The following is a 21,737-nucleotide window of genomic DNA, read 5'->3' as shown; positions in this document are numbered from 1 at the left end:
GTGAGAATGAGTTCTTAACGGAGTCGGTTTTCGCGGTGTATAGACGAACCTTCTTCACCGGCCTGCTGGCTTCCGCGCTTCTGGGAAGCCTGTCCTCCCGGCTGGCACAGGCTGAGGCGCCGCCTCTGGTTCCGGCCAAGCCGAAAGGAGCGGTTATCGTGCTGGATCCCGGACATGGCGGGCGCGACCCCGGCGCGATTGGCGGGGCAGGGACCCTGGAGAAGAATGTCACCCTGGCCATCTGTCAGGAGGTGCGCCGTTTTCTGAATGGCCGACTGCCGCATCATGTGGCCCTGACCCGCGAAGGCGACGATTCCCTGGCCCTGCCCGACCGTGTGCAGATCGGGCACGAGCTGCAGGCCGACCTGTTCATCTCCGTCCACGCGGATGCGGCTCCCAACCGCAATGCACGCGGCCTGTCGGCCTATACCCTGGCCGAGAACGCCTCGGACGAGTTCGCGGAATCCCTGGCCGAGCGTGAAAACGCGGTGGACGAGATCTATGGCATAGATCTGCGAAACACGGACTCCCGCACGGCGGCGATCCTAATGGATCTTGCCCGGCGAATCGCCAGGGAGGACTCGCGCCGCGCCCAGCGCCTGATCGTGGAAGGGGCGGCGCAGGACCTGCGCCTGCTGGACAATCCACGTCGTTCCGCGAACTTTGCGGTCCTGCGCTCCGGGGAAGTTCCCTCCGTGCTGCTGGAAACGGGTTTCCTCACCAACCCGCAGGACGAGCAGCTGCTGGCTGACCCAGAGTCCCGTCGTCGGATCGCCTGGACCCTGGGCCGCGAAATCGGGCAGGTGGCCGGCCTGTTCCTGCGCGAGCGGAACGGCAGTTACTGACGAACCCGGGCGCACCGGAAGGCACCTAAGCAGGCGCTTTCCGGTGTCCCGTCATGATGTCCAGGATTCAGATGTAGTGTTCCGCCAGCGGGTCGAATCCGTTGAAGGCCACCGAGGAATAGGTTGTCGTATAGGCCCCGGTTGCCTGGATCAGGATCTTGTCCCCGATGGTCAGGCTGATCGGCAGGTCATAGGGAACCTTTTCGTACAGGACATCGGCGGAATCACAGGTCGGTCCGGCCAGGATTGCCGGTTCAACCTGCTCGCCGTCGCGCGGTGTGGCGATGGGATAGCGGATGGCCTCGCCCTCGGTTTCCGCCAGCCCGCCAAAGCGGCCAATGTCCAGGTAAACCCAGCGACGCTCGTCGGCCTCCGACTTGCGGGAGATCAGGACCACTTCGCTCTGGATCACGCCGGCGTTTCCGACCATGCCGCGCCCGGGCTCGATGATGGTGTCCGGAATGCGGTTTCCGAAGTGACGGCGCAGGGACTCCATTATCTCATGCCCATAGGCCTCGGCGGTCGGAATCTCCTTCAGATAGCGCGTGGGGAAACCACCCCCCAGGTTAACCATCTGAAGATGGATGCCCTTTTCGGTCAGTCGACGGAACAAACGGCCGGCTGTGGCAAGCGCTGCATCCCACTGCTGCGGATCACGCTGCTGCGAGCCCACATGAAAGGAAATTCCATAGGGGGTCAGACCCAAAGCGCGGGCCTGCTCCAGAAGGGACTCGGCCATGTCTTGTTCGCAGCCGAACTTGCGAGACAGCGGCCAGTCGGCCGACTCGCCCGAGGTCAGGATGCGGCAGAAGACGCGCGCGCCGGGGGCCTGCCGTGCGATCTTTTCCAGCTCCGGCTGGCTGTCGAAGGCGAAAAGGTCCACGCCCAGGGCATGGGCACGGGCGACATCGGATTCCTTCTTGATGGTGTTGCCATAGGAAATGCGCGAGGCGTCCGCGCCGGCGCGCAACACCATCTCGATTTCAGCAACCGAGGCGGCATCGAAGCAGGACCCGAGCTGTGTCAGCAGTCCCAGGATCTGCGGCGCCGGGTTCGCCTTGACCGCATAATAGATGCGGGTGTCGGGCAGGGCGACGGTAAAGCGGCGATAATTCTCGGCCACGACATCCAGGTCCAGCACCATGCAGGGGGTGGGTGGCTGGGCGTCGTTCAGGAAGTGGGCAATCTTCGGGGTCATGGCTGTCCCTTTCAGCAGGTCGGCTGTAAAACCGTGCAAATAAGTGCGACCAGGGAACGCCAGTGCGGTGGAGGACTGGCTGACGTTCCAGCTTCGCCACAGGACAGGCCTGTCGCAAAGCACGTGAAAGTGACTGCGGTACGTGACCGACGCCAGAAGGAACGGATCCAACCGGTTGGTTCTTTCTGACGCCAGTTTTTATCGGACGGGAAATCCCGGCTCCGCACGCCCTGGCAGCGATGTAATTCGTCTCTCTCGGTAAGGCCGACGGGTGGAGGGCCGGCGAGACCAAAAAAGCCGCGTCACGTCGTTGCGTTCGCCAGGCTGTTTGTCCCGGCCAGAGGCACGTGCGAATACGGTTCAAGTGTGCAGATAATCCCTTTTGAGAGTCTGCGCAACAGCTTTTTATGTCAGGGATAAATTCTTTTGGGTGGTGTGACCGACTGCCAGGAAACAACGGCCGGTCAAGGCTTTAAAGCGCTTGCCCCGGGGCACGAGAGACTGCTTCTGAATCAGCGGTGATTTCATCCGCGGCCGATGTGTCCAGCGGCATGCAGACACGCATGCGCATTGGCATCTTGGCGCCGGGCAGGCAGGTCATGCGCACCTCGCATTCGCCTGCGGCCAGGGGCAGATTCGACTCCTCCGGCAGGCGTTGCTTACAGGCTGAAGTCACATCCTGATCGGAGATCTGCAGCGCCTGACTGATGGACTCGTCGACGCGGTGCCCATTCTGGGCATCGGAGGCCATATTCGGACTGCGGTAGCTGTAGGAGTTTCCGGTGGGCTCCGTGCCCGAAGAACCGCCAACCCCGACCCCGCCCAAGGCACCCAGGGCAGCCGAGGCCAGCATAACCGCCGGCCCGCCACAGCCGGGCAGGGCCAAGAGGAGCAGAAGCAGGGAGGTGCTGTAGAGCTTTCTCATGCCTGTTTGTTCCCTGCTTCTGTCATGCTCAGTTCTGGTTGACCTGATAGGGTGCGCTCATCTCGTATCGGATGGCCCATTGGCGGGCAGCCTCAGCAGCATCATGCACCTGGGTGGGCGAAGTCCGCTGCACGAGAGCAATCAGGGTTCGGCGCGACGCTTCCAGGATATTCCTGTCCTTGCCGGAAGAGGACAGCATCAACCATTTAAGGGTTTCTACGGGGTTCTGCGGAACGCCCTCGCCCTTCATGTGCATTTGGGCCAGGCTGTACTGGGAGCGCTGATAGCCTAGTTGCGCCGCTTCCTCGAAGAGCTGCTTGGCGCGGGCCGGGTCAGCTGCTACGCCGTTCCCGGTCTTGTAGAGAAGGCCCAGGTTGTGCTTGGCACCCGGCAATCCCTTGCTTGCGGCCCTGTTGATCAATTCAAAGGCGCGGGCTGGGTCCTTGTTGACTCCTCTGCCTTCCGCATAAAGCAGCCCGAGGTTGTTCTCCGCACTCGCCAGTCCCTGATTCGCTGCGGCCTGGAACCACCGGACGGCTTCGCCCGGGTTGTTGGTGGTGGAAAGATGATACTGGCCCATCTTTTCCTGTGCGCCGGCATGGCCGCGTTCCGCGGCCTGTTTCAGATATCGCTCCGCTGCCTGCGGCGAGGACTGCTGGCCCGCGAATCCTTCCAGGTAGAGCGAGCCCAAAAGAAAGCTTGCCTCCAGGTGGCCGGCGTCAGCCGAGCGACGCAGGTACTCATAGGCCTTGGTCGGGCTTTCCCCCGGCAGGCGTTGCATGGAGGCCCGCAGACCCAGCTGGAAATCCGCTTCCGGATTGCCCTTGGCTGATTCCGCACGCAACTCTTCCACACTGCTTTCTCCCAATTGCTGGGCTGTAGCCACTGTAGGTGAAAGGGTCCCAAGGCCTGCCAGGAAAGTGCCAATGGCTAAGGCCTGCAAGAAAGATTTGGGTTTAGACTTTTGCAGAAACATCATTCTTCATCCGGTTTTGTCCGGCCCCTTCCAGTTACGGCCATAGTCAGGCCGCATACGATTAGCAGGTGTCACTCCGCCTCGGTCTCGGCGGTCTGTTCGTCAGACGGCTCCTCTTCGCTTGGCGATTCGCTGGCGTTCGCCGTGTCGCTGCTGCTGGAGGTGTCGTTGTTGTCGCCCTGCACGTTGCTGACGGAGTTGTTCTGGCTGACATCCGTCTTGGCACCAGAATCCTGGTTGCCGTCGCTGTACTGGTCCGTCTTCTGTCCAACGTAGCCTTTGGAGCCTTCCGACAGGATCTGCGTGATCTCGTTCAGGTTCCCCACAGAGGTGGAGTTGGAGGTGTAGTTGGTGGTGTACTGGTTGAGGGCGCCCAGGCCGCCGCCGTTCGCGCTACCACCGTTTCGTTCCATCGCCTGGAACTGGGCGGCCATGGACTTGTTGCGCGACCAACTCCAGCCGTCATTGCCCATCTGCTGAGCCTGAGCCAAATCCGCAGCCAGGAGTGTCAGCGGCAGGGCGGCGGCTGCAATCAGGTATCTGTACATTGCCTTGTCCTTTCCCGAGTTGGCTGATTGAAAAAGGGGAGGCAGGTGTTTCCACCCGCCTCCGAGATCAGGTAAGGATCAGTTTCCGACGTTGACGGAAATGTTGTTGCCGACCGAGGTCGCCGTGGAGTTCACGAGCGGACGGTCCATGGCGCCCAGATTCACATAGTTGTTGACCTCAACATCACTCACGCTGGAGGTTGAGTTCACATCCATGTAGCTGAACTGGGTGTAGTCGGCGACCAGCAGGTTATCTGCAGTTGTTTCGGCCACGCTGACCATCTCACCATCTTCGCCTTCAACCTCTTCGGCCGGATTCACGGAGACCGAAATGTTGTTGGAAACAGCCGTGGCATTGCTGTCGACCGAAGCGTTCAGGATGTCGCTGACATCCGATTCGGCTTCGACCGTCCCCTTGGAGATGAGGCCAAGCTGAGCCAGGATGGTGGCCGTTGCCAGAACGTCGTGGTGACGGTTTCCGGTATCGACCTGAGAAATGCCTGCCGCTGCGAGAGCAACATTGGCAAGATCACCGGATGCGTTGAAGTACTCACCGCTGCCGGAGAGGCTGCCTTCTCCTCCACCCAAGGATACACCACGACGTCCAATGTCCTTGTACCAGTACTCCCACTCCTTCTCGAATTCAGCGGCAGCATAGGTAACTTCGCCTTCTTCGGGAGCATTGAACTCCCCAAAGGCATACTGGCCATTGTGCATCATTGTACCGGCATCGGCCGTCACGGTGAGGTTGTTGGCCACGGCCGTTGCCACGCTGACGACTTCAGGAAGCTCCACTACGGCATCGAGGGCAGCATCGCCAATAATGTACATATCCTCGATGTCGACGGTGAAGATAACACAGCCCTCTTCACCCGTTTCATTGTTACAGGAGCCACCTGTCGGTGCGATGCCCCCGTGGACGCTGACTGTCGCCCCATCGAGAGCCCCGGTCGCGTCATAGACGCCGCTATCCAGGTCTCCTACATCTCCACTGTCATCAGTGCTGCCAAATGTGGAGTCGGTTTGTGCGCCCGGCTGGATGCCAGCCACCTCACCGGAAGTTTCCCCACCATAGACACCCTTGTTGAAGTCGAGGCCATCGACAGAGTCATCGTCGAAGATCTCGCTTTCAAAGGTGAAAGAGCCATCGGCATAGCCGGTGCCTTCAGGCTGGTTGTTGTGGACACCACTGACCGTGGAAGATGCCGAGATATCACCGACGCTAACCTGGATGGATTCCACCATCACGAGGCCTTCGGGATCGACAGTCCAAACAATCTCGGGATCAATGGTGAAGTCGGTTGTGATATCTGATGTCCAAGTCCAATCCACTTCATCGAAGGCCTGGGCCGGTGCCGTGGCCAGTCCAACGCCCAGGGCCAGGCCGGATGCGCCGGCGAGGAGCCCGTAACGTAAGGTTCTTTTCATTTTCAGCTCTCCTTCTTAGTGCTGTCTCTTGCGTCAAGGTTATGGGCTTCTTTGATCTCCCCGCATTCCTTGCTGGCAGGAAGCCCGAAATACTCCGTCATGATCTGGTAGATCGCCATCTCCACGACGGAGCGCACGCCGAGCTGAAGCGGTTCGTTCTGGATACGACCCGCGTCGAACTCGACGAGTTGGGATCCGAAAAATCGGAAAACGTTGGCTTCGACTTCGTAGCCGTAGATCTGCTTCTGCAGAGAGCTGACGTAGCCGACGTCGAAATTGCGTGAGTTGACCACGCGCAGGTCCAGGCCGACATTTATGACCACCGTGCGCGCGCCCGCGCCGATGCCGCCGACCCAGAGGCCTGCGCCCTGGCTGACAATGTTGTAGTTGAGCTCTGTCAAGGCGCCGAGCACGACGAAGTCGCTGGCGCGGATGGAACTGGCCATTCCGTTCTGGGGCCGGGTGGTCAGGCCCTGTTCGATCATCTTCATCTCTGCCAGCGGGATGCGCAGGTCAAAGCGCTCCACGAGCTTGGCCTTGCCGGTCTTCCACAGCGCACTCATGACCATCTCGGAGACACCCTGGGAGATCACCGCGCTGTTGCTGGTGCGGTCGATCTGGCCCGTCTTGTCGGCAACCTCGCCGACCGTGAAGGCGGGCAGGTTGTTGGCCGGGTATTTCTTGAATGATGCGAGACACTGCGAATAGGGCGTGTCATTCGAGGTGACCGGGAAACTGAAGAAAGGCTCGGGCCCCTTGGGCGCGTCCTTTATGCTCTCGGCTGTCGTATGTGGTGCACAGGCCGAAACCGCAAACAGGCCGGCGATGGCGAGACCTGTTAAAAGCCGACGTGCTGTTCTTGAGCGCTGGGTCATCGCTTCCCTCTATGTCTCTTGTGCCGCGGAGTGCGATCCGGTCCGTTTCGGGAGCCGGAAGTTCCATGAACATCCGAGAAGCGATATTAAATAAAATTACAAAACAAGAAACATATCGTAAGTATAATTGCTTAAAACTTTTAGGACACATTTCTTTATTATGGAGCATTTTCCGTTTATGCGGATTACTCCGAAAGAGTCGTGCGGCTGTCCCTAAGAGAGGATAGAGGCCCGATCGGACAGCGTGATGCGCCCTCTGCTCACTTAGGCCGCCTCCTTTTCCCTTCCTTCAGATAGAGCGAATCAAACTATGCTGAACTCCCAGCCGTCGTGCTGCTCACCCGGTCGAACCCGTCGCATGAAGCAGGTTCGGCCATGACCGGAAACCGCGAAAAGCGCTCGCAGGAATGCCCATGTCCTCGAAACAGAGTCAGAAGATCCTGCTTGCCTGCGATCCCGACGCCTTGTTTCGCAGCCAGGTGACGATAGAGGCCAGGAAGCTGATCGCCCTTTTGATCGCAACAGAAAAGATTGCGCACTTGGCTCTGCGCGCCGACCTGGTGGCGCGGCTGGAGCGCGGGGACAGCATACGTATCGATTTTTCGAAAGTCTTGCCGCTTTATCCGAGACAGCCGGATGCACAGGCGCAAAGTGAAGAGGTTCCCTTTGTCCTGATGACGCATATGCCGGATTTCCGGCAGGCCATGCTGAACTTCCGTTATTGGGGGTGGGATGCGTTCAGTTTCGGCGTCTTCTTTTTCGACGAAAATAGACAGACGGCCCCAGAGCGTTTGATTCTGGCCGAAATCGGCTACTGTGTCATGAACAAAGCCGCCGTCCAGTGCTTGCTGGATTGCCCCGGTGCGATGCAGTTGCCGCAGGAACTGGAGCCCGAGGACCGGCTCCTGCTGGACTGCCTGGGGCGCGGTTTGACGAATTCCGAGATTGCCGGTGAGTTGGAATTGCCTGTTACGCGGGTCAAGACATTGGTGCGCGCCTTGCTTTCACACCTGCATCTGGAAAACCGGACCTGCGCGGCTGTCCTGGCCTATTGGATGCGTACCAGTGAAGACATTGAGGACAGACACTTCCCCGATTCGGAAAAGGATGGCCCCTCGGACAGCCTTAACGAAACGGCCAAGGACGCCTACCGTCGCTCTGATTCCTGGTCATGCCGCCAAAAGAGGCACGCGAACGGGGTAAGCAGCGTTCTTGGGGGGTAAGGTACTGGCCTTAACCGTCAAGGCAAAGCATCTAGGAAGATAGTAAACTGTTTTTGTGCCTGTTGCGGTAACCGCGCTGTGAACTGCTCAGGCGTGGAGGAGACCGTTCAGCAGTGTCTTGCCTTGAGAGGAGCGATTTCATGAGAGCGTCCCTGATCGTCCCGAGTCTGGCCGTAGCCTTTGTCGTGGCAGCCACATCCGGAGCTTCGGCCCAATGGAACAACCAGCCTTGGCAGCCTGGCTGGAAAGGGCCGTCCGGTGGTGTCGGCATGAGCCCCGGCTATCGCCAGGCCATCATCGAGCGCAAGTTCACCGGCAGCGAACCGGACAACCTCTACCGTGGTGCGGACGGTTTCCTGTTGGACGTGCGTCGTGGCCCGGACCGCCAAGCCTTCGTGTCGCGCCCCAGTTCGATAACCCTGCCTTACAGGCCCAGTGGCTTCCTGAACCTTGGCGGTTTCGGTTATGGAGGGGCTGCTTCCGGTCCTTACCTGGCCAATGGCGGGTACACAGGCAATCCCTTCGATTCGGCACAGGTCGCCTATGTTGGCTGGACGTCGTTGATGAACACGCCGGCCGACCAGGGCAGCTGGACCGGGGTCGCCACTTCCACGGCCACGCCGGCCGGCCAGGTGATTGACACCTGGATCGGCCAGCTTAACGGCCTGTGAGGGCACGTCAGGCTTCAAGAGCGAGTCAAGCTTCTGGGCCATCATTGTGCCGAATTCCGTGATCGAGGGCCCATATGGCCGCCTGTGTGCGGTTTTGCACCTGGATCTTCTTGAGCAGGCCTTTGAGGTGCACCTTGACCGTCCCTTCGGTGATGTTGAGTTGACGGGCAATGATCTTGTTGGGATACCCGTTGATCAGGCACTTGAGGATCTGGAGTTCACGCTCTGAGAGCGCGGCGCCAAAGCTGTGCCTGTCCAGCCTTTCGCCCGGTGTGTCCATGTTGAAGCTGCCCGTTACAAGGTGAGCGGCAAGCTCGGTCGGAAACACGACCTCACCCATCAGGACCAGCCGCAGCGACTGGATCAGGGCATCGAGCGACATGTCTTTCAGAAGATACCCGCCGGCGCCCGCACGAAGGGCGTGGACCATCTGTTTCTTCGAGAGCGTGTCGCCGAATGCAATAATCCGCGCATCCGGCAGGCGTTCGCGCAGCCGGGCCACGGGATTGTCCTGATCATCCTCAGGCAGCCATTCCAGTAGGACCAGTTTGGGTGCGCCCGCCTCCAAAGGTGCGTCAAGCGCGGATTCCAGGGTGGGAAATTCATAGAGGACCGCGAAGCTTGTCCCGGTCATGATCTGGCGCAGGCCTTCCCTTAAAAGGCGGCTGTGATCAATGATCATCACGGAAGTGTTCTGGTAACTGTCCATTGCCTTGCCCCTAATGCTGTTCCAAGAACCTTGTTGCCGGATTGGATATGTTTTCTCTTTATGACGAAGGGGCTACCCATTTTCTCTGATATTCATCTTTGGGTACGCATCCCTCATCGAAAGTCCGGGAACAGGGATAGATTGCCTCAAAAGTGCGCGGCTGCGGAGTCAGTCAAAGGGGTAGCATGTTGTGTCAGAAGTATGGGGAAGGTGGCGTTGGTATGGGGTACCCCATACCCTTGGCCGCACGCGAAAGGGCAGGCTTATGTTCGGCAGGCTGTGCCGGACGGGCCTCAAGTCGAACTGTGCTGAGGTGTGCTGGCCGGATGGCTGTTGCAATAGATTGAGATTGCCTGGGTCCTGCTCTTGACGCTCAGTTTCTTGTAGATCGCGCGCAGGTGCAGCTTCACCGTTATTTCCTCGATCCCCAGGTTGCGTGCGATTTCCTTGTTCGACAAGCCATTGGCAAGCTCGTCCAGGACTGCCCGCTCGCGGGGGGTCAGATGATAGGACTGGGCCGTTTCACTGCGGTTCCAGTCTTCGTTTTTCCTGGTCATTAGATGGACGGGCAGATAGGGCTCGCCGGCCAGCATCAGGTGGATGGCCGGAATGATCGCACGAATTGACATTGCCTTGGATAGAAACCCAAGCGCGCCCTTTTCTATGGCTTGCTGGATGATTTCCTGCCGCTCGTCACCGGACCAGAGCGCGATTGCAATACTGGGGAAATTGGATTGTAGAATCCCGATTCCGGTTAGGCCATTAACCTTTGGCATGTGTGCGTCCAGGATGACGAGATCCGGTTTCCGAACAGTCTTGATGTAATCGACAGCTTCCGCTACTTCGGTCACCGAAGCGGCATCAATTTGCTCTGCTTCCAACAAGTGGACCAGGGCTTTTGTCACCAGTGGGTGATCATCGACAACCAGGACGGACATGGTGTCATCTCTCGATTACCCATGAAAAGGACGGGATAAGTCTCAAACAGACGACGTCCTGAAGCCAGAGGAATATCGATTTCGGATTACCCCGCAGACTTTATACATCAATTTTTCATATCCGCATATAAAAATAACATAAGTATGAGCGCAATTTTGTGGTAGTTGAGAAATACACACTCAGAAAGTGTTCATGTATTATAAGATAATGCTACCAGTAGGTGGTGGGGCTTCCGGCAAACTGTCCGGCATTTTATAGTGAAACAGACGAAGAATCGTCACGTTTCCCAATCCTTCGCAGGACATTGTAGGGTGCGCTTCAAGAATGACTAAATCCGAAGAACTGACATCAGGACAGGACAATGCACCGCAGGAAAGAGGGCGCCGCTATATCGTTTCCTCATCTCATCTTGTCTCGGAGCAGGCGGCAGAACTCAGTGAATTCGAGTTCGGCCTGATTATCGCCTGGAATGCCTTTGGCCGCTGGGTGGCCCGTTGCATGGCGGCCGCAGGTATGCCGGACCTGTCCACCCTGGATATACTTGTGCTTCACAGCGTATTCCATCGGACGCGTGGCAAGCGGCTGGCGGATATCTGTTTTGTGTTGAATATCGAGGAGACGCATACCGTCAACTATGCCCTTAAGAAGTTGACGCGCCTTGGCCTGGTGCAGCGTCATCGAAAGGGCAAGGACGTGCTGTTTGAGGCAACGGAAGATGGAGAAGCCTGTATCCGGAAATACAGGGAAGTGCGGGAAGCCTGCCTGGTCTCGACCTCTGCTTCCATGGGCGGCGCCGATCACCGTGATCTCGAAAAGCTGGCAAAGAACTTGAGGCTGCTCTCGGGCCTCTATGACCAGGCGGCGCGTTCGGCGACCTCGTTGTAAATCCGGAATCGCACAAGGAAAGGGCGCCGGAAACCGGCGCCCTGAAGGACCCAGACAATCTTTCCGCGATCAGAATACCATCTGGATCCAGAGTGCTGCGGCCAGTGTTCCCAGCAGAAGGCATCCGGACGTCAGTCCGAAATTGAGAACCTGTCGCCGTTCCATGATTGAAGTTCTACGGGGGGTATAGACATTCCGATGGCAGCGTTTGGCCTGATGTCTCATTCCCATCCTCCCTAGCAGTCGAAAGCCTTTAGCGACTTTCCGAAAGGGACTATAACCCCAAAGGATATAGTGGAAAATAATATTGGTCATATGATCCATTTTTTGTCACAGGGCTTCCCTCTAATCCATTGATAATATTGTGTATTATTACCGTATCCTGACACCATTCAGGTCAGAACCTTCTGTAACAGTTCGTGAGCGAAGTGGCCTGCACTGTGAACTATGCGCAGAATCCGTGACTTTACCGCAGTGATGGCAATGGAATTGAATATTCAGATGAAACCAGGATTATAAGATATCGTTTATAAATGATTTCAAAGAAAAAGGGCCGCCGAAATGGGCGACCCTTTTTGTCTGTTGGCTCCGCGGGCAGGACTCGAACCTGCGACCCGGTGGTTAACAGCCACCTGCTCTACCACTGAGCTACCGCGGATCAGGTGCCTTGTGGCAAGGTTTGCGGCTTATAGCAAAGCTCCTTTGGGGGTGCAATGCCGTTTGCCGCATTTTGGAGGCCCGGGCCGGAATCGAACCGACGTGCAAGGATTTGCAGTCCTCTGCATAACCACTCTGCCACCGGGCCAGAGGCGCAGGTTACTGCCACTTTTCGAGCAGAGGGTCAAGGCGTTAGACGCGCCTGGCTGCGGCCAGGATCGCAAGTCTGCCGGTCGGGCCGGGTGCAACCGCAAAACTTCCCGGATCCTGGCTGCGAGAGTTGTCTTGAAGCGGCAGGCTGACTATAACGCGCAGGGAAAGTAAACGATCCGGTAAAGCCTGGGCATCCTATCGATGCCTTGTGCGTTCATGTGAGGCCTTGAGTCATGGATTACGCCTACGCCCGCCTGAATATGGTGGAGAGCCAGCTGCGCACGAACCGTGTCTTCGGAGAGCGTCTTCTGGACGCCTTTGAAACCTTGCCCCGCGAGTTGTTCGTGCCCCAGAACATTCGCAGCATTTCCTATGTCGACGAAGACCTGCACATAGGAAACGGGCGCTACCTGATGGAACCTATGGTCCTCGGGCGGCTCTTGCAGGCGGCAGACATCCAGGAGAGCGATGTCGCGCTGGATATCGGCAGTGGGACCGGTTACGCGACCGCCATTCTCGCGCGGCTGTGCAGCACGGCCGTGGGTCTTGAAAGCGATCCCGGGCTGGTGGAAACGGCCAACAACCTGCTGTCCCGCATGGAGATATCCAATGCCGTGGTGGTGCAGGGCGATCTGGCGGCGGGCTATCCCAAGCAGGCACCCTATAACGTGATCCTGATCAATGGCGGGATTGAGGAATTGCCCGATGGTCTGACCGACCAATTGGCGGAAGGGGGACGCCTCATGTGCGTGACACGCCCTTCGCCAGGCGGAATCGGCCGCGCTCGACTGTATCGCAAGGACGATGGTGTGGTTTCGAACCGGATTCTCTTCGATGCCTCCACACCGATCCTGGAGGAGTTCCGGGCACCAGAACGTTTCGTCTTCTAGGTCGAGACGGCCCACTGGGGTTCCGTTCTACATGCAGGAGAAGAGTGGAACAGCATATTTTCGCGCAACGAATCCGGACTCGAGACTGGCTGCAGGCGCTTGAAGCCTCTATTGTCTGGAGAACTCTGCCAAAGTAGCTGAGGCCTGGCAGGGGCCAGGATGAAAGCGAACAGCATGCCGATGAACCGTCTGCCAATACCAAGCCCCTTGCCTTCCTGTGAAGCTGTCGGCCCTATCCGGAAGGTGTTGCGGGCAAGTCTGCTGGCAAGCGGCCTGTTGCTGACTGCGGCAACAGGGGGGCAGGCACAGGAATTCCAGCTTCTGGATGCGCTGGAGAATGCCTACGAATCCAACCCCCGGCTGAAGGCGGCGCGCGCCGAGCTTGGTGCGGTAAACGAGCGGGTTCCCCAGGCCCTTTCCGGCTGGCGTCCCACAGTTCAGGTCACGGCCTCGGCCGGCAAGGAACGCTCGTTCAGCGAAGGCGGCGGTTTTTCGGCTGGAGCCGGCGGCAACAGCGGTCGAATTCAGGAAACGACGACACCGCGTCAAGGTGCGATCGAGATCGTCCAGCCGCTCTATCGCGGTGGCCGTACCGTGGCCGGAACCGAGCGCGCCGAAAACGAAGTCCGGGCCCAGCGGTTTCGCCTGGAGAATACCGAGCAGACCGTTCTGCTCGATGCCGTGACCGCCTATATGGATGTCTGGCGCGACATGGCGGAAGTCCGCCTGAACGAAAACAATGAAAGTCGCCTGGCTCGGCAGTTGGAAGCGACACGCCAACGCTTCGAAGTGGGCGAGATTACACGCACCGATGTTGCGCAGGCGGAATCCCGCCTGGCCGGCGCACGTGCCGAGCGCATTGCCGCTGAGGGCCGCTTGAACTCCAGCCGTGCCGTTTTCCGGGAAGTGATCGGACGCGAAGCGGCAGAGGACCTGTCAGCCCCCGAAGCCGTCGAGGGGATGCCTGAGTCCCTGTCCACAGCCATAGCTCTGGCAGAGGAAAGCAACCCTTCGCTTCAGGCTGCGCAGTTCGATGAGCGGGCTGCCGAACGGCAGGTTCGGGAACGGGAAGGGGAGTTGTTGCCCGAAATACAGCTGCGCGGACGCCTTTCAGCGGGTCGAGAGACCAGTTTTGCGGGCTCGAAGAACGAGGCTGCCAGCTTAATGGCCGAGGTGACGATCCCGATCTACCAGGCGGGTCTGGTGTCCAGTCAAGTGAGAGAGGCCAAGCAGGTCGAGAACCAGCGCCGCCTGGAGGGCGAGGTCTCGCGCCGCAATGTGCGGCAGGAAACGGTGACGGCCTGGGAAGAATGGACTTCATCCCAGGCGCAGATTACATCCCTTCAGGCACAGATCGAAGCGGCTGAAGTCGCGCTGGAAGGCGTTCAGCAGGAAAATGCAGTCGGGGCGCGCACGCTCCTGGATGTCCTGGACCAGGAGCAGGAACTGCTGGATGCGCAGGTCAGCCTGGTTCGTGCACGGCGCGAGGATATCGTTGCAAGCTTTCGGCTGCTCTCGGCCATCGGCCGCCTAACGGCAGAGGAACTGGGGCTGGATGTGGCCTATTACGAGCCGGAAGAGGACTACAGGGCCGTGCGGGATTCGTGGTTCGGGTTGAGCACGCCTTCGGAATAAGTTAATCCGGTACATTCAGTGTGTTTATAGACACACGCGTGGGAGAGCAGCCATGAGCAATCCGGACGGGCAGGGTGAACCGTCGATGGAAGAGATTCTGGCATCAATTCGCCGGATCATTTCCGAGGACGACAAGGAACAGTCTGAAGAAACCGGTCAGGAGGCCGGTGAGTCTGCACAGGCAGGTTCGGAGGCCCTTTCGGCCACGGAAAGTGCCGATGATGACATCCTGGACCTGACCGATAAAGCCGAAGACCCAGGTGAGGGGGGCAGCGAGTCTGCCTCAGCCGAGGACACCGCATTTGCCGAAAACCCGGAAGCGGATGCAATTCCGGGCGCCCTGCCGGAAGACTCTGCGCCTGTGGCGGAAGAAGCTGTTCCCGACCCCTTCGCAGCTCTGGAGGAAGCAGGTTTCGGCGATGAATTGGCGAATGCCCAGGAGGATGGTCAGGATGACGCCGTCGATGATTTTGGTGACATGACAGGTGCCGAAACCCAGGGCGACATGACATCCATGCCTGAACCGAATCTTGAGGAAGATACCAGCCAGACAGAAAGCGCGATGGATGACGGCCTTGGAGGCAACGCAGTGCAGGATGAACCGGAGGCGCCGATGAGCAGGGACAACAGCGAGGAAGGCCTCGTTTCGAGCGCCACCGCCGCGGCAACGGTTGCGGCGCTTTCGGAAGCATCGCGCGATGTCCGAAGCCAGGCGCGCGCGGCTGAAGACCTTCCCATTCAAAGCGACAAGACCTTGGAGGGACTTGTCCGGGAAGCCGTCAAGCCGCTGTTGAAGGACTGGTTGGACCAGAATCTTGCACCCCTGGTCGAACGCGTCGTACGTGAGGAGGTTCGTCGCATGGTCCGCCGCGCGGAAGACGACTGAACCCCGAAAGCCAACACCGCTCCATTTCCGGGAACAGATTGAGTTTCCCCGTATTTTCCGCTGTCCAGAAGAACAATGGCTGAACAATCAGAGACGACTACGAATCCCGGCGAACTGGAAAAGACATACCGCCCGTCCGAGGTTGAGGCGCGCCAGTACCAGGCCTGGCGCAATAGCGGCGCCTTCCGCTGTGACCCGGATTCCGACAGGAAGCCCTATGTGATCATGATGCCGCCGCCCAACGTCACGGGCAGCCTGCACATGGGCCACGCGCTGACCTTCACGATCCAGGATATCCTGATCCGCTATCATCGCATGATCGGACGCGACGCGCTTTGGCAGCCCGGGTCGGATCACGCCGGCATCGCCACCCAGATGGTTGTGGAGCGCAACCTGGCCGCCGAAGGCATGACGCGCCACGACCTGGGGCGCGAAAAGTTCCTGGAAAAGGTCTGGGAGTGGAAGGCCCAATCGGGGGGCAGCATAACGCAGCAACTGACGCGCCTGGGTGCATCGGCCGACTGGTCGCGCGAACGCTTCACCATGGACGACGGTTTATCGGAGGCCGTGCGCCGGGTTTTCGTCTCTCTCTATCGCGAAGGGCTGATCTACCGCGACCAGCGCCTGGTGAACTGGGACCCCAAGCTGCACACCGCCATCTCGGACCTTGAGGTGCAGCAGGAAGAGGTCGACGGCCACCTCTGGCACTTCCGCTATCCCGTGGAAGGCGAGGAGGGGCGTTATCTGATCGTTGCCACAACGCGTCCCGAGACCATGCTTGGTGACAGCGGCGTCGCAGTTCATCCCGAGGACGAGCGCTATGGCGACCTGGTCGGCAAGCATTGCATCCTGCCTTTGGTGGGACGCCGTCTGCCCATCGTTGCCGACGACTATGCCGATCCGGAGACCGGGACGGGTGCGGTGAAGATGACGCCCGCGCATGACTTCAACGACTTCGAGGTCGGGCGGCGTCATGACCTGGAGGTCATTAATATCCTGGATAAGGATGCCTGCCTGAACGACAACGTGCCGGACGCCTATCGCGGCCTGGATCGCTACGAGGCCAGAAAGCGTGTGGTGGCCGACATGGAGGCCGAGGGGCTGCTGGAGCAGGTGGACGATCATCGCCACACCGTGCCCCATGGGGATCGCTCCGGCGTGGCCATCGAGCCCTGGCTGACCGACCAGTGGTTCTGCGATGCCAAGACACTGGCTGCCCCCTGTGTGGAGGCGGTGAAGGACGGGCGGCTGCGCTTCGTGCCGAAGCAGTGGGAAAACACCTTCTTCGAGTGGATGCGCAATATCCAGCCCTGGTGCATCTCCCGCCAGATCTGGTGGGGACACCAGATACCGGCCTGGTACGGTCCCGATGGACATATCTTTGTCGAGGAAACCGTCGATGCGGCCCGCGCGGCGGCACAGGCCCACTATGGCAAGCATGTGGACCTGGTGGCGGACGAGGATGTGCTGGACACCTGGTTCAGCTCGGCACTCTGGCCCTTCTCGACCCTGGGGTGGCCCGAGGACACTCCCGAAGTGCAGCGCGACCTTGCACGCTATTACCCGGGCGACGTGCTGGTCACGGGATTCGACATCATCTTCTTCTGGGTGGCCCGCATGATGATGATGGGTCAGCACTTCATGGAGGATGTGCCCTTCCGCGACATCTACATCCATGCCCTGGTGCGCGACCAGCATGGCCAGAAGATGTCCAAGTCAAAGGGCAACATCATCGATCCGCTGGAGATGATCGATAATTATGGCAGTGATTCCCTGCGTTTCACGCTGGCCGCACTGGCCGTTCCGGGAAGGGATGTGAAACTGGATCCCTCGCGTGTCGAAGGCTATCGCAACTTCATCACCAAGCTGTGGAACGCGGCGCGCTTCTGCCTGATGAACCAGGCTGAACTGCCCGCAGGTTTTGATCCTGCCGACAACAGCACGGCACTCAACCGCTGGATCGTCAGCGAGGTTTGCCAACTGCGCGCCGACATCGACTCAGCGCTTGAGAGCTATCGCCTGGATGAAGCCGCCGGCCGCCTCTATCACTTCATCTGGCACAGCTTCTGCGACTGGTACATCGAGTTCGCCAAGCCCCAGCTCGAGAACGCCGAGACAACGGCAGAGACGCGCGCCACCATGGCCTGGACCATGAATGCCCTCCTGCGACTTCTGCATCCCTTTGCGCCCTTCGTGACGGAGGAACTCTGGAGTCGCTTCGGAGGCGAGGGGCTGTTGATCACCGCCCAGTTGCCAGAGGATCGCCAGGACCTGCGTGCGCCCTCGGCCGTGAGCGAAATGGAATGGCTGATCGCCCTGATCTCGGAGATACGGGCCTTGCGCGGCGAAATGAATGTTCCGGCGGGCAGCCATGTCTCTCTGGTGGTCAAGGATGGCGCCGAGGAAACGGACGAGCGATTGAAGCGGCACGCCGATCTGTTGAAGCGTTTGGCCCGGGTTGATTCGCTTGAGATGGCCATGACCGACCTGCCGGCCGATGCGGCGACCTTCGTGATGCAGGAAGCAACGATGGGCATTCCACTTGGCAATGTCATCGACATTGCGGAAGAGCGCCAGCGCTTGGAGCGGGAACTCGACAAGCTGTCGAAGGAGATTGCCAAGCTGGACGGCAAGCTGTCCAACGCGCAGTTCCTGGAGAAGGCCCCGGCTGCCGTGGTCGAGGAGCAGCGGCAGCGCCGTGAGCAGATCGCACAAAGCCGTGAAAAGCTTGCTGGCAGCTTGGAGCGCCTGGCAAGCTTGTAATCTTCTGCCTATTAGAGGCGTTCGCCGCGTCAAAAAGGCCATGGAGCCGTCCGCCGGCATTCGCTAGGCTTCAACAGATATAGACTTGCGCTCCACGCGCCAGAATCGCACGTCATCAGGAGACTGACCCATGCCTCTCGACTCGCCAAACAAGAAGTACGACAAGTCACGCCTGCCAAGCCGTCATGTTTCGGTGGGCCCGGGCAAGGCCCCGCACCGTTCCTATTACTATGCCATGGGGATGACGGAAGAGCAGGTGCAGCAGCCCTTCGTCGGTGTGGCGACCTGCTGGAACGAGGCGGCGCCCTGCAATATTGCGCTCTCCCGCCAGGCACAGGTGGTCAAGACAGGTGTGGAAACGGAAGGCGGCACACCGCGCGAATTCACGACCATCACCGTCACCGACGGAATCGCGATGGGGCACCAGGGCATGAAGTCTTCCCTGGTCAGTCGCGAAGTGATCGCCGACTCCGTCGAGCTGACCATGCGCGGACACTGCTATGATGCCTTGGTCGGCCTTGCGGGCTGTGACAAGTCCCTTCCGGGCATGATGATGGCCCTGTTGCGCATGAACGTGCCCGGCGTCTTCATGTATGGCGGCTCGATCCTGCCGGGCCGCTACAAGGGCAAGGACGTGACGGTCCAGGACGTCTTCGAGGCAGTCGGCTCGCACCAGGCCGGCAACATGAACGACGAGGATCTGCACGAACTGGAATGCGTGGCCTGTCCGTCTGCCGGGTCCTGTGGCGGCCAGTTCACGGCCAACACCATGGCCTGTGTTTCGGAAGCTATTGGGCTGGCCCTGCCAGGCTCAGCCGGTGCACCGGCGCCCTACGAAAGCCGCGATGCCTATGCCGAGGCCAGTGGCGAGGCTGTAATGCGCCTGCTGGCCGCCAACATCCGGCCGCGCGACATCGTCACCCGTAAGTCATTGGAGAATGCGGCGCGTATCGTCGCGGCTTCCGGTGGGTCCACGAACGCGGCCCTGCACCTGCCGGCCATGGCACACGAGGCGGGGATCGATGATTTCGACCTGCACGAGGTGGCGCGTATTTTCAAGGAGACCCCCTATATTGCGGATCTGAAGCCGGGTGGCCGTTACGTGGCCAAGGACCTTTTCGAGATCGGTGGCGTGCCGGTCCTGATGAAGGCCATGCTGGAAGGCGGTTACCTGCATGGGGACTGCCTGACCGTGACTGGCAAGACCATGGCGGAAAACCTTGAAGAGATTGAATTTCCGACGGATCAGGACATCATCCGTCCGGCCAGCAATCCGATCACCAAAACCGGTGGAGTCGTGGGGCTTCGCGGGACCCTGGCCCCCGAAGGCGCTATCGTGAAGGTGGCCGGTATGAAGAACCAGAAGTTCCGCGGAACGGCACGTTGTTTCGACAGCGAGGAGCAGGCTTTCGAGGCAGTGCAGCGACGTGAGTACAACGAGGGCGATGTGATCGTCATTCGTTACGAGGGACCGAAGGGCGGTCCTGGCATGCGCGAGATGCTGTCCACCACGGCCGCCATCTATGGTCAGGGCAGGGGCGACAGTGTGGCCCTGATTACCGATGGGCGCTTCTCCGGTGCGACCCGCGGTTTCTGCATTGGCCATGTCGGCCCGGAGGCCGCCGTTGGCGGCCCCATCGGCCTGCTTGAGGATGGCGATATCATCGTCATCGATGCGGTGGAAGGCATCCTGGACGTGGAGCTTTCCGAGGACGAGTTGGAAGCCCGGCGCAAGAAGTGGCAGCCGCGCGGGACCGACTACAACTCAGGTGCGCTCTGGAAGTATGCACAAACGGTTGGCTCGGCCGAGAAGGGGGCTGTGACACACCCAGGAGGTAAGGCGGAGACGCATTGCTACGCCGACATCTGAGGCCACACTTACATTCTTCCGTGATTGAAGGGCGGGCAGACCGGTTTCTGCCCGCCCTTTTTCTTGGGAGACATAAGTCGAGGCGTTACTTGCGGCGGCTGTTACGGCGACGCAATCGGACGCCCTGGGGCGGCGGTCGCCCATCGAACAGCTGCACGGTCTTGTAGCGAAAGGGAATGACCAGCAGCAAACCCGTGATGAAACCGCCGATATGGGCCCACCAGGCGACGCCCTGATAGCCCTCGCCACCCGTTGCCCCCATGACCTGCATGACAAACCAGACGATCAGCAGGATCCAGGCCGGCAGGAACAGCGGAATGATGATGACGGGAACCAGGATCTTCGAGCGGGGATGGAGCAGCAGATAGGCACCCAGCACGCCGGAGACGGCTCCACTGGCCCCGATGGTGGGTACCGTGGCCTGCGCATTGAGGAGATAATGCACCAATCCGGCTGCAATTCCGCACAGCAGGTAGAAGGCCAGGAACCGCAGGTGGCCCATGGAATCCTCGATGTTGTCCCCGAAAACGAAGAGGAACAGCATGTTGCCTAGCAAATGCATGAAACTGCCGTGCAGGAACTGGTAGCTGATCAGGGTCAGGAAGGGCGGCAGCTGTTCCAGTTCGGGCGGCAACGAGGCCGTACCGTCCAGCACGGCCGGTATGAAACCGAAACCGTGGATGATCGAAAGGTAGCGATGGCTACCCCCGGCCGTCTGCTCGAAATAGAGGTATACACACAGGACGATCAGCCCCCAGGTCACCCAGGGGTAACGCAGGAAACGCCGCGGGTTGTTGTCCATCAGGGGCAGGAAGGCCATGGCTCGGTGCCCGCTTTTCTATAGCGGTCAGGCCGCTACTTGACACCAGATGGGGGTGTGATCCGAAGCCTTCTCCTGGCCTCTGGGAGTCCGATCTATTCCGCAGTCTTCCAGCCGGTCGGCGGCCTGGGGCGAGAGCAGAAGGTGATCGATCCGGATGCCGTGGTCATTGTCCCAGGCGCCTTTCTGGTAATCCCAGTAGGTAAAGGCACGTGCCTGGTCAGGGTGCAGGGCGCGATAACCATCAGTGTACCCGCTGTAGACCAGTCTGCGCAGCGCCGCTCGGCTTTCCGGCTGGAAAAGGGCATCATCCCGCCAGGCTTCGGCATCATAGCAATCCCGTTCCTCGGGTATGACGTTGTAGTCCCCGCCCAGGACGACCGGCTGCTCGCTTGCAAGAAGCTGCCTTGCGTGCTCATGCAGGCGCTGCATCCACTTCAGTTTATAGGTGAACTTCTCGCTGCCCAGGGGATTGCCATTCGGCAGATAGATGGACGCGACGCGCAGGCCGAAGGTGGTGGCTTCCAGGTAGCGCGCTTGGCCGTCGTTGCCATCATCGCCGGGCAGGTCGGAAAGTGGGTCTTCCAACTCGTCACGGGAAAGAATGGCCACGCCATTGTAGCTTTTCTGCCCGCGAACCAGGCAGTAGTACCCCTTTTCCTCGAACTCCATACGCGGGAAGTTCTCTTCCTGGCATTTCAGTTCCTGCAGCAACAGGACATCGGGGGCCGCTTCATCCAGCCAGGCCAGCACATTGGGAAGGCGGGCCTTGATGGAGTTCACGTTCCAGGCGGCAAGCTTGACCATGACAATCCTTCGAATCTGAAAACGGCACCGGCGT

The 21,737-nt window shown here is 59.6% G+C and carries 19 protein-coding genes and 2 tRNA genes; 9 read left to right on the top strand and 12 right to left on the bottom strand.

Features of this window, described 5'->3' with window-relative positions:
* The first annotated feature begins 35 nt into the window (after positions 1 to 35).
* Positions 36 to 845 (top strand): N-acetylmuramoyl-L-alanine amidase family protein, encoded by an 810-nt coding sequence (locus tag BP38_RS18605; RefSeq protein WP_051608874.1) that lies wholly within the window; start codon positions 36 to 38, stop codon positions 843 to 845.
* Between the two features lie 67 nt (positions 846 to 912).
* Here BP38_RS18605 and BP38_RS0102360 read toward each other — a convergent pair whose 3' ends face one another.
* The 6 genes from BP38_RS0102360 to BP38_RS18600 all read right to left on the bottom strand — a co-directional run bounded on the left by BP38_RS0102360 (position 913) and on the right by BP38_RS18600 (position 6,795).
* Positions 913 to 2,043: a type III PLP-dependent enzyme gene (locus BP38_RS0102360; RefSeq protein WP_026986415.1), complete on the bottom strand. Its 1,131-nt coding sequence runs from the start codon at positions 2,041 to 2,043 to the stop codon at positions 913 to 915.
* 472 nt (positions 2,044 to 2,515) lie between these two features.
* Positions 2,516 to 2,968, bottom strand: a complete 453-nt coding sequence (locus BP38_RS0102355; RefSeq protein WP_026986414.1) for a hypothetical protein — start codon at positions 2,966 to 2,968, stop codon at positions 2,516 to 2,518.
* Between the two features lie 28 nt (positions 2,969 to 2,996).
* Positions 2,997 to 3,821 (bottom strand): tetratricopeptide repeat protein, encoded by an 825-nt coding sequence (locus tag BP38_RS0102350; protein ID WP_162175107.1) that lies wholly within the window; start codon positions 3,819 to 3,821, stop codon positions 2,997 to 2,999.
* 194 nt (positions 3,822 to 4,015) lie between these two features.
* Positions 4,016 to 4,492, bottom strand: a complete 477-nt coding sequence (locus BP38_RS0102345; RefSeq protein WP_026986412.1) for a hypothetical protein — start codon at positions 4,490 to 4,492, stop codon at positions 4,016 to 4,018.
* Positions 4,493 to 4,570: 78 nt separating this feature from the next.
* On the bottom strand, positions 4,571 to 5,920 hold the full coding sequence (locus BP38_RS0102340) for a hypothetical protein (protein ID WP_026986411.1): 1,350 nt from the start codon (positions 5,918 to 5,920) through the stop codon (positions 4,571 to 4,573).
* Positions 5,921 to 5,922: 2 nt separating this feature from the next.
* Complete coding sequence (locus BP38_RS18600; RefSeq protein ID WP_081816400.1) at positions 5,923 to 6,795, bottom strand: CsgG/HfaB family protein; 873 nt, start codon at positions 6,793 to 6,795, stop codon at positions 5,923 to 5,925.
* Positions 6,796 to 7,208: 413 nt separating this feature from the next.
* Here BP38_RS18600 and BP38_RS21605 point away from each other — a divergent pair, with 413 nt between their 5' ends.
* Both BP38_RS21605 and BP38_RS0102325 read left to right on the top strand, forming a co-directional pair.
* Entirely contained in the window at positions 7,209 to 8,018 is an 810-nt protein-coding gene (locus BP38_RS21605) for a helix-turn-helix domain-containing protein (protein WP_026986410.1), read from the top strand.
* A gap of 140 nt (positions 8,019 to 8,158) precedes the next feature.
* Positions 8,159 to 8,689: a hypothetical protein gene (locus tag BP38_RS0102325; RefSeq protein ID WP_155992153.1), complete on the top strand. Its 531-nt coding sequence runs from the start codon at positions 8,159 to 8,161 to the stop codon at positions 8,687 to 8,689.
* A gap of 25 nt (positions 8,690 to 8,714) precedes the next feature.
* Here BP38_RS0102325 and BP38_RS0102320 read toward each other — a convergent pair whose 3' ends face one another.
* Together BP38_RS0102320 and BP38_RS18590 are read right to left on the bottom strand one after the other, a co-directional pair.
* Entirely contained in the window at positions 8,715 to 9,398 is a 684-nt protein-coding gene (locus tag BP38_RS0102320; RefSeq protein ID WP_035723151.1) for a LuxR C-terminal-related transcriptional regulator, read from the bottom strand.
* Positions 9,399 to 9,691: 293 nt separating this feature from the next.
* Positions 9,692 to 10,336 carry a response regulator gene (locus BP38_RS18590; RefSeq protein ID WP_051608873.1) on the bottom strand — a complete coding sequence of 215 codons (645 nt, stop codon included), beginning with the start codon at positions 10,334 to 10,336 and terminating at the stop codon, positions 9,692 to 9,694.
* 325 nt (positions 10,337 to 10,661) lie between these two features.
* Here BP38_RS18590 and BP38_RS0102310 point away from each other — a divergent pair, with 325 nt between their 5' ends.
* A complete protein-coding gene (locus tag BP38_RS0102310) occupies positions 10,662 to 11,222 on the top strand; it encodes a winged helix DNA-binding protein (RefSeq protein ID WP_026986407.1) in 561 nt (186 codons plus the stop codon).
* Between the two features lie 583 nt (positions 11,223 to 11,805).
* On the opposite strand, the gene BP38_RS0102300 is transcribed toward BP38_RS0102310, so the two are convergent.
* A tRNA-Asn gene (locus tag BP38_RS0102300) sits at positions 11,806 to 11,880 on the bottom strand.
* A 73-nt stretch (positions 11,881 to 11,953) separates the two neighbouring features.
* Positions 11,954 to 12,027, bottom strand: a tRNA-Cys gene (locus BP38_RS0102295).
* A gap of 238 nt (positions 12,028 to 12,265) precedes the next feature.
* Here BP38_RS0102295 and BP38_RS0102290 point away from each other — a divergent pair.
* The 5 genes from BP38_RS0102290 (at position 12,266) to ilvD (ending at position 20,076) form a co-directional block, all read left to right on the top strand.
* Positions 12,266 to 12,922 carry a protein-L-isoaspartate O-methyltransferase family protein gene (locus tag BP38_RS0102290; protein ID WP_026986406.1) on the top strand — a complete coding sequence of 219 codons (657 nt, stop codon included), beginning with the start codon at positions 12,266 to 12,268 and terminating at the stop codon, positions 12,920 to 12,922.
* Positions 12,923 to 13,081: 159 nt separating this feature from the next.
* The gene (locus BP38_RS0102285; RefSeq protein ID WP_081816399.1) at positions 13,082 to 14,557 is read left to right on the top strand and encodes a TolC family outer membrane protein; all 1,476 of its coding nucleotides are present in this window, start codon (positions 13,082 to 13,084) and stop codon (positions 14,555 to 14,557) included.
* 52 nt (positions 14,558 to 14,609) lie between these two features.
* Entirely contained in the window at positions 14,610 to 15,443 is an 834-nt protein-coding gene (locus BP38_RS23065; RefSeq protein ID WP_081816398.1) for a DUF2497 domain-containing protein, read from the top strand.
* A gap of 75 nt (positions 15,444 to 15,518) precedes the next feature.
* Complete coding sequence (locus BP38_RS0102275) at positions 15,519 to 18,206, top strand: valine--tRNA ligase (RefSeq protein ID WP_051608871.1); 2,688 nt, start codon at positions 15,519 to 15,521, stop codon at positions 18,204 to 18,206.
* Between the two features lie 130 nt (positions 18,207 to 18,336).
* Positions 18,337 to 20,076, top strand: coding sequence for a dihydroxy-acid dehydratase (gene ilvD, locus BP38_RS0102270; protein WP_026986402.1), 1,740 nt, complete (start codon positions 18,337 to 18,339; stop codon positions 20,074 to 20,076).
* A gap of 85 nt (positions 20,077 to 20,161) precedes the next feature.
* Here the strand turns inward: ilvD and BP38_RS18580 are convergent, their stop codons facing one another.
* Together BP38_RS18580 and xth are read right to left on the bottom strand one after the other, a co-directional pair.
* The gene (locus BP38_RS18580) at positions 20,162 to 20,896 is read right to left on the bottom strand and encodes a rhomboid family intramembrane serine protease (protein ID WP_051608870.1); all 735 of its coding nucleotides are present in this window, start codon (positions 20,894 to 20,896) and stop codon (positions 20,162 to 20,164) included.
* Between the two features lie 27 nt (positions 20,897 to 20,923).
* Complete coding sequence (gene xth, locus BP38_RS0102260; RefSeq protein ID WP_026986401.1) at positions 20,924 to 21,703, bottom strand: exodeoxyribonuclease III; 780 nt, start codon at positions 21,701 to 21,703, stop codon at positions 20,924 to 20,926.
* Between the last annotated feature and the right edge of the window lie 34 nt (positions 21,704 to 21,737).

The organism is Fodinicurvata fenggangensis DSM 21160 (assembly GCF_000686045.1).
GTDB lineage: Bacteria > Pseudomonadota > Alphaproteobacteria > Kiloniellales > DSM-21159 > Fodinicurvata > Fodinicurvata fenggangensis.
The sequence above is the reverse complement of the archived record's forward strand: the minus strand, read 5'-3'. Positions and strand labels throughout refer to the sequence as shown.